General features: G+C 43.4%; 1 pseudogene. It reads right to left on the minus strand.

What is annotated here, in order from left to right:
* Positions 1–242 (minus strand): annotated as a pseudogene (locus tag AC1ECF_RS17795) (IS3 family transposase); the annotation flags it as partial.

A 242-nucleotide genomic window follows, 5' to 3' on the forward strand; every position in this document is an offset into this window, starting at 1 on the left:
GATGACTTTTACTTTGTCTTCTTTGGTGACTTTTCCTTGGCTTGAACTAAGGCATTCAACTTTTTTAGATACTCGTTTTCCATCTCGAGTTGTTTGATACGAGCTTCGAGTGATTGTGTAGAGCCTTCGGCTAGTACATTTTCAGGCTGTTTTTTAGATTCTTTTTTCATGGACTGGGGCCCCTTTTTCTTGGGGAAGAATGCGTCGTACCCTCTTGTCTCCAGTTGTGCCCGCCACTTTCG

The organism is Psychrobacillus sp. Z3-81 (assembly GCF_056620325.1).